We start from the raw sequence: 12,027 nt of genomic DNA, 5'->3' as shown, positions 1-12,027 counted from the left end.
AAAGGCCTTTAATTTTTATATTCAATGAGAACCAGTAAATTTTTAGTATTATTTGCCATGGTAATTACCATGATTTCCTGTAATGATCAATACCCCGATCTTGAGGACGGGATGTATGCAGAATTTAAAACCAACAAAGGCAGCTTTATTGCCGAGCTTTATTTTGACCAAACTCCTATTACTGTAGCCAGTTTTGTATCCCTGGCCGAAGGGACTAATAAAATGGTGGATAGCACTTATAAAGGTAAAAATTACTACGATGGCCTTACCTTTCACCGCATTATAGACGGATTTGTTATCCAGGGAGGAGATCCCAGCGGCACAGGCTCTGGCGGCCCCGGTTATAAATTTCCCGATGAGTTTGTAGATAGCCTGCAGCACGACGCTAAAGGAATCCTCTCTATGGCCAATGCCGGTCCAGGTACGAATGGAAGTCAGTTTTTTATAACCCTGGCACCAACACCAAATCTTAACGGAAGACATTCCGTATTTGGAAAAGTAATTAAAGGCCAGGATGTGGTAGATGCCATTGGGAAGGTAGAAACAGGCCAAAGGGACAAACCAAAAGAACCGGTAACTATGGAAGAGGTAAACATCATAAGAAAAGGCAAAGCTGCCGAAAATTTTGATGCTCCCAAAAAGTTTGAAAAAGGACTTCAGGATTTAAAAGATAAAGAAGAAGCCGAAGCCAAAAAACGCAAAGAGGCTATGACCGCCAATGCTGAAGAGTTTGAAAGCCACAAAGACGAAGCTAAAACTTTAGACAGCGGATTAAAAATCTATTTTGAAGAAGAAGGTGATGGCGAAAAACCTAAAACCGGTGAAATGGTTCAGGTTTGGTACGAAGGCTACTTTGAAGATGGCGATATTTTTGACACCAATAAAAAAGAACTCGCTCAGGAAATGGGACTTTTTAACCCAAATAGGGATGCCCAGGGCGGTTATGACAACCCAATGGTAGTAGCTTATGGTCCAGACGCTCCTATGATCCCCGGATTTAAAGAAGGAATGCAGCAAATGAAAATTGGTGATAAGGCTTTACTTTATATCCCAAGTCATTTAGGCTACGGTGAACGTGGCGCCGGCGGTGGCGTGATCCCACCAAATACAGATTTGGTATTTCGAGTAGAACTTGTAGGAGTTCAGGGAGAAAATAACCCGGAACATTCAATAGATTTCTAAAAAACAAAAAAGCTGTTTGAACAATTTTCAAACAGCTTTTTTATTTAATAGTAAAGAAAATTCAACATTCTATCTTCTTGTCTCTTTTTTCTATTTTCTTTCCTCTCTACTGCACTCTATTTCTTCGGAGTATTCTTCAACACTTCCAATAAAAATTTCCAGTATTTTTGAGCTGAAGAAACACTGGCACGTTCATCTGGAGAGTGTGCTCCCCTAATGGTAGGACCAAAAGAAATCATATCCATTTTTGGATAATGATTTCCAATAATTCCGCACTCCAAACCGGCGTGACAGGCGGCTACATCGGCTTTTTCATTGTGCATTTCCTCATAAAGCTTATCTACTACCTGTAGAATATCAGAATTTGGGTTTGGCGCCCAACCGGGATATTCGCCAGATAATTTTACTTCAAAATTCGCGAGTTCGAATGCAGCTTTTAAACTATTTGCTAAAGCGTCTTTAGAAGATTCAACCGAGGATCTGGTAAGACAGTTTATTTTCACCTTGCCCTCCCCTACTTTTACACTGGCTATATTATTGGAAGCTTCTACCAGGTCTTCTATATCGGGGCTCATTCTGTAAACTCCGTTATGGGCAGCTGTCATGGCTAACACTACATCTTTCTGGTCTTCTCGCTTCATCACCTTACCCGGTGCTTCAGCTTCAGAAATTACAACGTCTAAAGTAGGTTCGAGAGCTGCAAATTCAGTTTTAATGTCCTGCTTCAACTTCAGGATTTCAGTATTAAAACTTTCAGTATTTTCTTTATTTACCACTACCAAAGCTTCACTTTCCCGCGGAATAGCATTTCTTAATCCGCCACCCTCAATGCTGCCTATTTGCATTTCAAAATTATTGTGAGCGTGATAAAGCAAGCGCGCCATAATTTTATTAGCGTTGGCCAGGCCTTTGATAATATCCATTCCAGAATGACCGCCATTTAAGCCTTTCACTTTAATGGTATAAGCCACTGTATCCTGCGGAGTGTCCTCTTCTTCATAATCCCTTAGCGCAGTGATATCAACACCGCCGGCGCAACCAATCCCTATTTCATCGTCCTCTTCGGTATCCAGGTTTAGCAAAATGTCACCTTTAAGAATATCTTCGTCCAAACCTTTGGCACCGGTCATCCCGGTTTCCTCGTCTATAGTAAATAAAGCCTCAATGGCTGGATGTGCAATCTCATCACTTTCTAAAATTGCCATCATACTTGCAACCCCAAGACCGTTATCCGCGCCAAGTGTGGTGCCTTTGGCCCTCACCCAGTCTCCATCTACGTACATATCGATTCCGCTTGTTTCAAAGTCAAAATCGGTATCGTTATTTTTTTGGTGCACCATATCTAAATGCGACTGCAATACGATTGGCCTTCTATCTTCCATTCCGGGAGTTGCAGGTTTTTTAATCACCACATTCCCCACGCTATCTTCCAACGTTTCTAAATTAAGGTCATTCCCAAATTTTTTCATAAACTCGATTACCCTTTCCTCTTTTTTTGAAGGTCGTGGCACCGCGTTTAGATCGGCGAACTTATTCCATAATATTTTAGGTTCTAATGCTCTTATTTCTTCATTCATTATCTCATATTTTATATATTTCGCAAAGATATTGGTAATTAGCAAAGCAGGAAAATTTAAGGTCCTTTTAAGCCTAATTTAACCCGGAATACAATTAGTAAATTTGTAAACCTGTCACATTATAAAAATCGAAAAAACCGAATTAACTCAGACCTCACAGGTCTCGGAGACCTGTGAGGTCTCTCATATAAAGGAGTAGTAATTTGATTTCGAGGCAAACCTCGGAGCATTTAAATCTCGATTATTAAGTAAATTAACCCGAATGTTCCCGAGATTAATCTCCATGCTACATAGCAACTATGTTTTACCAATAATAAATTTCTTTTGAAGGTCATAAATAGTAATAATCGTATTTTTGAATTGTGAAGAAAAAAGGACGCTTAATTCTGGCGGTGCTCTTACCGCTGCAAATTGTTTTTATCATGTTTTTGGCCGGCTATTCCCAGCTGGTAGAAACCTGGTATAGTCAGTTTTTTTATCCAAAAATTTCTATGCTCATGCGCTTTGGTCACGGCTTTCTTCCATTTTCGCTTGGGGATGTTTTATATATTTTCTTCGGGATTTTCCTCATACGTTGGCTCATAAAAAGATTTAAACAGAAATTTAGAAAACCCGGAGACTGGATGCTGGATGCCCTGGCGGTTTTATCTATTATTTACGCCTGTTTTCATATTTTTTGGGGTTTTAATTATTATCGTCTTCCATTGCATCAAAGCCTGGAGATAGGTTATGAATACACCACCGAAGAGCTCTATGAACTTTCTGAAATATTAATTTCTGATTCGAATAAATTACATACCAACCTGGCTGAAAACGATTCAGCAAAAGTTAACATTCCCTATTCGAAAAATGAGTTATTTGAAAAAACCATAGCCGGTTATTCCAATCTAAGCAAGACTTATCCCGAGCTTACCTATCGCGGCGAATCTTTAAAACGTTCTTTATTCAGCATCCCGTTAAGTTATATGGGCTTTAATGGTTATTTAAATCCGTTGACCGGAGAAGCCCAGGTAAACACGCAAATTGTGCCTTATAAAATCCCCACTACCGCCAGTCACGAAGTAGGGCATCAATTGGGTTTTGCTAAAGAAAATGAAGCAAATTTTATCGCCTGTCTAAATACCATGAACCATCCCGATGCTTATTTTCGATATTCTGGCTATACTTTTGCACTTCGTTATTGCCTTAACGAGCTTTACCGTAGGGATCCCGAGAAATTTGAAACCCTAAAGAAGGAAATCAAACCAGGTGTACTCGCCAATTATATGGAAGTAGATGAATTTTGGTTGGCCCATCAAAATCCGTTTGAACCGCTTTTTAAAATGTTTTACAACCGTTTTCTTATTGTAAACAATCAAGCCGGGGGAATGAAAAGTTATAGTTATGTAGTAGCGCTTTTGGTAAATTATTTTTCCGAAGAAAAAAACCGACTTTAATCCCGGATATTGAAATAAAGCCACGAATGCTTCAAAACACTAAGGAAATCCTGATGCATTTTGGTGATCTTCTGTCTTGAAGGCAAATAAGCTCGACGTTTAATAAACACGGGATAATTTCCCTTAGAATATGGTAGTTAACTATCGTGGTTCAACATTTATAGTGATTCATGAAAAATGACCATTGACTTTCCATTAATTTTCTTAATTTACACCGCTTTAGCGCAAATTAAACCACTTAAGATCTATGAAAGTAAGACTTTTACTTTGTCTTGTGTTTCTGATAAGCCTGCAGAGCAAAGCCCAGGAATACTTCCCCAAAAATGACGGGGTTAAAAATCCCCAAACCAATTACCGCGTATTTAAAAATGCCAGAATTCATACGAGTCCGGGAAATGTGATTGAAAACGGCAGTTTTGTGGTAAAAGATGGTAAAATTACCGCGATAGGGAAATCGGTAAATATTCCTAAAAATGCTGTAACCGTAGATTTAGAAGGAAAAGAAGTTTACCCTTCTTTTATAGATTTATACAGTAGCTTCGGAATTAAAAAACCAACACCTGCCGGCAAAGGAAATGGGCAACCGCAGTATGACGCTAACCGGGAAGGATATTACTGGAATGATCATATTAGACCTGAAACTGAAGCTGTAAAATCTTTTAAGTATGATAAAAAAACGGCTTCCGCTCTTCACAAAGCAGGTTTTGGAGTTGTAAATACCCACGTGCCAGACGGTATTATAAGAGGAAGCGGGATGCTGGTAGCTTTAACTCCAGAAGGCACAGAAGGAGAACGAATTCTTAAAAATCGTTCGTCACAATTTTTGTCTTTTGACAAAAGTAAAAAATCGAGACAGACTTATCCTACCTCAACAATGGGCGCGATGGCATTAATTCGCCAGGCTTATATGGATGCCGATTGGTATGAAAAAGGGAATGCGAAGAATAAAGATCTCGCTTTAGAAGCTTTGAACAAAAATAAAAACCTCACCCAAATTTTTGCTACAGATAATTTACTGGACGCTTTAAGAGCTGCCAAAATAGGTAATGAATTTGATGTGGATTATGTGATTTTGGGCGACGGAAAAGAATATGAACGTTTGAAAGAAGTAAAAAAATCAGGTAAGACTTTTATCGTCCCGCTCAATTTTCCAGAGGCTTTTGATGTAGCAGATCCTTTTATGGCAGAAAATGTAAGCCTGGCAGAAATGAAAGCCTGGAATCAAGCACCGGCCAATCTCAAGATGCTAAGTGAAAACAACATTCCTTTTACCATAACCGCTCACGACCTGGAAGTTGATAAAGATTTTAGAAAAAATTTAATTAAAGCCGTGAATTATGGCTTGAGTAAAAAAGCTGCCCTTGCCGCTTTAACCACCACCCCCGCTAAAATAATGGGAAAGGAAAATGAATTGGGAAGCCTTAAAGAAGGAGCCTGGGCAAATTTCATAGTGACCTCGGGAGATTATTTTGATAAAGAAACCAGTATCTATGAAAATTGGGTGCAGGGAAAAAGAGCAATTATTAACCCCATAAACACCACCAATATTACCGGTACTTATCAACTCAACTTAGACGGAGAGAATTATGAGCTTAAAATTAGTGGAAAACCTGAAAAACCTAAAGCAAATGTAACGCAAGGCGATACTAAATTAGGTGCTAAACTCACTTTTAGCAATAATTGGATGAACTTATTGCTTACTTCGCCAGATACTACTAAAACAGCTTTCACAAGATTGGTAGCCAAAACACCAGAAAAGGCGAATAATATTAAGGGTATAGCTTACCTGGAAGATGGCTCCGAAACCAGTTTTACTGCGACCAAAGAAACTTCAGCAGGAAAAATGGAAAAGGAAGAAGATAAAGAAGACGATGAGGAAAACGATGAACCGGAAACCCACGAAGTTTTACCGGTAAGTTTCCCAAACAAAGCTTATGGTTTTTCCGAATTACCAAAACAGGAAAAAATCCTCTTTAAAAATGCCACCGTGTGGACCAACGAAGCAGACGGGATTTTAGAAAACACCGATGTTTTAATTAAAAACGGAGAGATTTCAAAAATAGGAAAAGACCTAAACCCAGGAAATGCTAAAGTTATTGATGCAACCGGCAAACATCTAACCTCTGGAATTATAGATGAGCATTCCCACATTGCAGCTTCAGCAATCAATGAAGCGGGGCATAATTCAACCGCAGAAGTGATTATGGAAGATGTGATTAATCCCAGCGATATTAACATCTACCGCAACCTTGCCGGTGGAGTGACTACAATTCAATTATTGCACGGTTCAGCTAACCCTATTGGGGGACGTTCTGCAATTTTAAGGTTAAAATGGGGCGAAGATGCCGAAGATATGATCTTTGAAAACTCCCCGAAATTTATAAAATTCGCATTGGGTGAAAACGTAAAACAATCTAATTGGGGCAGCCGCAGCAGGTTTCCACAAACAAGAATGGGCGTAGAACAGGTTTTTACCGATTATTTTACGCGGGCCAGGGAATATGAAGAGAAAAAGAACAGTGGTGAAGCGTTTAGAAAGGATTTGGAAATGGAAACGCTAGTGGAAATTTTAAACAGCGAACGATTTGTTTCTTCCCACTCCTACATTCAGAGTGAAATAAATATGCTGATGAAAGTGGCTGAAAATTTTGATTTTAGAATCAACACATTTACCCATATTTTAGAAGGTTATAAAGTAGCCGACAAGATGAAAGAGCATGGCGCCGGTGGCTCTACTTTTTCAGATTGGTGGGCTTACAAATATGAAGTTAATGACGCCATTCCCTTTAATGCGCCCATAATGCACAGCCAGGGAGTCACGGTTGCCATAAACAGTGATGATGCCGAGATGAGTAGAAGACTTAACCAGGAGGCGGCTAAATCTGTAAAATACGGTGGTGTTTCTGAAGAAGATGCCTGGAAATTCGTCACTTTAAATCCGGCGAAATTATTACATATTGATGATCGGGTGGGAAGTATTAAAAAAGGAAAAGACGCCGATTTGGTGCTATGGTCAGACCACCCACTTTCTATTTATGCCAAAGCCGAAAAAACCCTTATCCAGGGAAAAGTTTTCTTTGATCTGGAAAAAGATAAAATGCTTCGGAATAAGATTAAAGAACAGCGTTCCCAGCTAATAGGTCAAATGCTTAGCGCTAAAAACAAAGGTGTGAAAACAAAAAAAGTGACGAAAAAGGAGACTACAGTTTTCCATTGTGAAACTTTAGAAGAATTAGAATAAAAAAATCAAGCCTGCGCCAAACGCAGAAAATAAATGATACACGGGAGATGATTATAGCCTGTGACAAATTCCCACATTGGGATTAAAATGACAAACACATGAAATACTTAATAATACTTGCACTGTTTAGTTGTATAGGAAATTCTTTTGCCCAGCAAACCCCGGCAAAAAAACAAACGGAAGCCGTGACCATTGTTGGCGCTACCGCCCATTTGGGCAATGGCGAAGTTATTGAGAACAGCTTAATTATTTTTGAAGACGGCAAGCTTACCCAGGTGATGGACGCCACCGCTACAAAAATGCAGTATCGGGGCAAAATTATTGAAGCGGAAGGTAAACATGTTTATCCCGGCTTTATCGCACCAAACGCTACCCTGGGACTGGTAGAAATCGATGCCGTACGCGCCACCGATGATGAAGATGAAATTGGTAGCATGTTACCGCATATAAGAAGTTTAATTGCCTACAACACCGAAAGTAAAATTGTAGAAAGCATGCGCCCCAATGGAGTGCTAATGGGACAAATTGTACCCCGTGGCGGGAGAATTTCTGGCACCTCATCTATTGTTCAGTTTGATGCCTGGAATTGGGAAGATGCGGTAATTAAAGAAGATGACGGATTACATATAAATTGGCCCAGCAGTTTTAAAAGAGGTCGCTGGTGGGCCGGCGAAGATCCCGGAAATAAAGCCAGTAAAGAATATGAAAAAGATATTTTAGAGCTTTCTCAATTTTTTACTGAAGCTAAAGCATACCTCTCCAGTGAACCGGAAAAGACAAATTTAGCCTACGAAGCCATGAAAACCGTATTTTCTGGAGAAAAAAGAGTTTATATTCATGTAGATGGAGCTAAAGAAATCCTGGATGTGGTAGATTTTAAAAAAGAGCAAGACCTAAAAAACCTTACGCTAGTTGGTGGATATGAGGCGCATAAAGTTATAGATGAATTAAAAGACAACAATATTGCCGTATTGGTACAGCGTCCCCACGACACACCAAATAACGAAGATGACGATTACGATTTTCCTTATAAATTAGCCGGAATTCTACACAATAAAGGCGTTTTAGTAGCCCTGGAAAGCAGTGGCAGTATGGAACGCATGAATACCAGGAACCTGCCTTTCTATGCCGGTACTACCGGAGCCTATGGCTTAGGCAAAGAAGAAGCTTTAAAATTAATCACTTCCAACACGGCTAAAATTTTAGGAATTGATGATAAAGTTGGCACCCTTGAAAAAGGTAAAGTAGCGACTTTATTTATTAGCGAAGGGGACGCCCTGGATATGCGTGGAAATATTTTAACCCATGCCTTCATCCAGGGACGGGAAATTAGCCTGGAAACCCACCAAACCGAACTTTACCACCGCTATATGGAAAAATATGAAAGTGCGAGTAAGTAAGGATTAAATATTATGTTGGTTAACGATTATTACTAATCATTTTACTGCATAAATGCAAAATAATTTACTGAACAGTATTTAATAAATCAAACAGAAAAATCGAATCGGGATTATGAAAATGGAAAAACATTAAGTCTGGAAGAACTCGAGGATATTTTGCCAAATTGTTAAAAATAATTTGAACCGAGTTTGCAAATTTGAGGCAAGCAGATAACGTATATGTTCAACGCTTATCCAAAATTATACTATGGAGAAATGGAGTTTTAAAGTAAAAAGCAATCCAGAAGTGATAAGTGAAAATTTAGAATCCTCACTTGGATCCATTAACGGATTTGTGTTTCAAATGAAAAATGATAGCAGCAACTTTATATCATTTAAAATTCGAAAGCGACTCCTTTATGCGTGGTACATACTTTATCATAACAATGTTATCGCGAATGGAAAATTATCTAAAACAGGTTCTAACAATGAGACCAATATAGATATTTCTTTTAGTCAACACTTTTTATTGAAATTAGTTGTTTTTACGCACCTGTTTTTGGGTTTGGGTTTTGTAATTGCTATAATCTTAGGAAATAGCAGGAATACATCTATGTTTCTATTAGCCGCTTTAACTTTAGCAATTGGAATATTCTTGTGGTTTAGATTACAGAAAAAGTACAAAAGAAATGTTCAGGAATATAAGACATTAATTTCTAAAACATTAGAACTATAATAAAGCATTGTAGTTAAGTTCCAGTTGTTTTAATCTCTTCTTTTTCGCTTAAAGACATTTCGTTTCATTATATCCGTAATTATAATTTTTGTTATAACACAGCTAGTTTTTTATCCGTGAAATTTATGCTGTGGTAATTAGATTGCAATAGCATAATGTTTTGACTCAACTTAAATCTCAAGTTCGACGCTTTCGCAACGCTATTAAGTACTATAACCAACTGTAAGGCTTGCTAGCCAATACTTCTTATCAAAAATGCTTTTTTAAGAAATTAATAGAAAACGCTTTTTTTATTAACCTCTTTTCTTTGCCCTAATTTAAAAGTAGTTATTTTTACGCCTATGATTAGGGAAATTAGTAGTCCGCAGAATAAAGAAATAAAACAACTTCTACAGCTTCAGGAGAAATCGAGAATGCGAAGAAAGGAAAACACGTTTTTAGTAGAAGGAAGACGTGAGATTCAACTGGCATTAAAAGGTGGTTTTAAACCAAAATCCCTCTATTTTTGCCCAGATTTAGCAAGCCTGGAACAATTAGCTCTCCAATTACCGGAGACCGTAAAAATTACCAGAATTTCAAAGGAAGTTTATGACAAATTAGCTTATAGAAGCAGTACTGAAGGCGTTTTGGCTGTATTTAAAGCTAAGAAGAACGCCTTGCAAAATATAAATTTAACATCAGAAAACCCGTTAATTTTAGTGGCTGAAGCTCCCGAAAAACCGGGAAATATAGGTGCAATTTTAAGAACGGCAGATGCGGCAAATGTAGATGCCGTGATTATTGCCAACCCAAAAACAGATCTCTATAACCCAAACATTATTCGGTCTAGCGTAGGTTGCATTTTTACCAATCAAATCGCTACAGGAAGCACTTCAGAAATAATCAATTTTTTAAAAGAGAAGAATATTTCTATTTATGCCGCTACTTTGCAGGCTTCCAAAGTTTATCACCAAATAAACTTTACTGCCGCAACAGCCATTGTAGTTGGCACCGAGGCCACGGGATTAAGCCAGGCCTGGCGCGAAAATGCCACGCAAAATATTATCATTCCCATGAATGGTGAAATTGATTCAATGAACGTTTCCGTTACTGCGGGAATTCTTATTTTTGAGGCGAAAAGACAAAGAAAAAAAGCCCCCTAACCCCCGATGGGGGAACTCGCGGTGTGAAAAAATATGAAGCGAAATCACTTCGTGATTAAATTAAACCTTGAACCGTAGAATGAAGCCTGAGACTATATTTTATATAATTATCGGTATTATTAGTATTGATTTTATTATCGATACAATCCTTGATACCTTAAATGCCAAACATTTTAACGATTCTGTCCCGCCAGAACTCGATGATGTTTATGAGAAAGAGGAATATGAAAAATCGCAAGCCTACAAAAAAGAGGGCTATCGTTTTGGGATCTTCACTTCTACTTTTTCGGTTTTACTCACTTTAGGCTTTGTACTGTTTGACGGTTTTGCCTGGGTAGATGGAATTGCGCGAAGTATTGCGAATAATGAGATATTAGTTGCCCTTATTTTCTTTGGAATTATCATGATTGGCAGCGACTTGCTCACCACTCCTTTTTCCTGGTATAACACTTTTGTGATCGAAGAGAAATATGGGTTCAACAAAACCACTAAAAAGACCTTTTTCTTAGATAAAATAAAAGGCTGGCTTATGATGGCGGTTATTGGTGGAGGCATCCTGGCTTTAATCGTTTGGTTTTATCAATTTGCCGGAGATAACTTCTGGTGGTACGCCTGGATTCTCGTTGCCGTTTTTTCCATCTTTCTCAATATGTTTTATGCAAAACTCATCGTTCCGTTATTTAATAAACAAAGTCCGCTGGAAGAAGGTTCCCTTCGCAGTAAAATTGAAGCCTATGCCAAAAATGTTGGTTTCACGCTGGATAATATTTTTATTATAGACGGCTCTAAACGAAGCACCAAGGCGAATGCTTACTTTTCGGGCTTTGGTAAAGAAAAGAGAATCACACTTTTTGATACGCTGGTAAATGACCTGGAAGATGAAGAGATTGTAGCGGTACTTGCCCACGAGGTTGGTCATTATAAAAAAAAGCATATTATATTTAATTTAGCAGCTTCAGTTTTAACAACCGGCTTTACATTGTGGCTACTTTCATTATTTGTAGGAAGTGCAGCCTTATCACAAGCCCTGGGAGTAGCACAACCCAGTTTTCATATTGGATTAATCGCCTTTGGGATTTTATACAGCCCTATTTCAGAAATAACGGGATTAATCATGAATTTGATTTCACGAAAATTTGAATATCAGGCAGATAATTATGCGAAAAACACCTACGCCGCTAAACCCTTAATTTCCAGTTTAAAAAAGCTTAGCAAAAATAGCCTAAGCAACCTAACCCCGCATAAAGCCTATGTATTTATGCATTACTCACATCCCACGCTTTTACAAAGATTTAGAAATTTAAAACAGAATGCATAGTTGTTTCTTAACAATC

At 38.3% G+C, this 12,027-nt stretch carries 8 protein-coding genes; 7 read left to right on the top strand and 1 reads right to left on the bottom strand.

Annotation, left to right across the window (positions count from 1 at the left end):
• Nucleotides 1-24 precede the first annotated feature (24 nt).
• The gene (locus tag BUA71_RS02105) at nt 25-1,182 is read left to right on the top strand and encodes a peptidylprolyl isomerase (protein ID WP_072876224.1); all 1,158 of its coding nucleotides are present in this window, start codon (nt 25-27) and stop codon (nt 1,180-1,182) included.
• 116 nt (nt 1,183-1,298) lie between these two features.
• On the opposite strand, the gene BUA71_RS02100 is transcribed toward BUA71_RS02105, so the two are convergent.
• Nucleotides 1,299-2,759, bottom strand: coding sequence for an aminoacyl-histidine dipeptidase (locus BUA71_RS02100; protein ID WP_072876222.1), 1,461 nt, complete (start codon nt 2,757-2,759; stop codon nt 1,299-1,301).
• Nucleotides 2,760-3,121: 362 nt separating this feature from the next.
• Here BUA71_RS02100 and BUA71_RS02095 point away from each other — a divergent pair, with 362 nt between their 5' ends.
• The 6 genes from BUA71_RS02095 (at nt 3,122) to BUA71_RS02070 (ending at nt 12,011) form a co-directional block, all read left to right on the top strand.
• The gene (locus BUA71_RS02095; RefSeq protein ID WP_072876220.1) at nt 3,122-4,195 is read left to right on the top strand and encodes a DUF3810 domain-containing protein; all 1,074 of its coding nucleotides are present in this window, start codon (nt 3,122-3,124) and stop codon (nt 4,193-4,195) included.
• Between the two features lie 247 nt (nt 4,196-4,442).
• Nucleotides 4,443-7,436 carry an amidohydrolase family protein gene (locus tag BUA71_RS02090; RefSeq protein ID WP_072876218.1) on the top strand — a complete coding sequence of 998 codons (2,994 nt, stop codon included), beginning with the start codon at nt 4,443-4,445 and terminating at the stop codon, nt 7,434-7,436.
• 98 nt (nt 7,437-7,534) lie between these two features.
• A complete protein-coding gene (locus BUA71_RS02085) occupies nt 7,535-8,836 on the top strand; it encodes an amidohydrolase family protein (protein ID WP_072876216.1) in 1,302 nt (433 codons plus the stop codon).
• Nucleotides 8,837-9,083: 247 nt separating this feature from the next.
• Nucleotides 9,084-9,551, top strand: coding sequence for a hypothetical protein (locus BUA71_RS02080; RefSeq protein ID WP_072876214.1), 468 nt, complete (start codon nt 9,084-9,086; stop codon nt 9,549-9,551).
• A gap of 341 nt (nt 9,552-9,892) precedes the next feature.
• The gene (locus tag BUA71_RS02075) at nt 9,893-10,693 is read left to right on the top strand and encodes a TrmH family RNA methyltransferase (protein ID WP_072876212.1); all 801 of its coding nucleotides are present in this window, start codon (nt 9,893-9,895) and stop codon (nt 10,691-10,693) included.
• A gap of 79 nt (nt 10,694-10,772) precedes the next feature.
• The gene (locus BUA71_RS02070; RefSeq protein ID WP_072876211.1) at nt 10,773-12,011 is read left to right on the top strand and encodes a M48 family metallopeptidase; all 1,239 of its coding nucleotides are present in this window, start codon (nt 10,773-10,775) and stop codon (nt 12,009-12,011) included.
• The last annotated feature ends 16 nt before the right edge of the window (nt 12,012-12,027 follow it).

It is taken from the genome of Salegentibacter echinorum (assembly GCF_900129445.1).
GTDB classification, from domain to species: Bacteria; Bacteroidota; Bacteroidia; order Flavobacteriales; family Flavobacteriaceae; genus Salegentibacter; species Salegentibacter echinorum.
The sequence above is the reverse complement of the archived record's forward strand: the minus strand, read 5'-3'. Positions and strand labels throughout refer to the sequence as shown.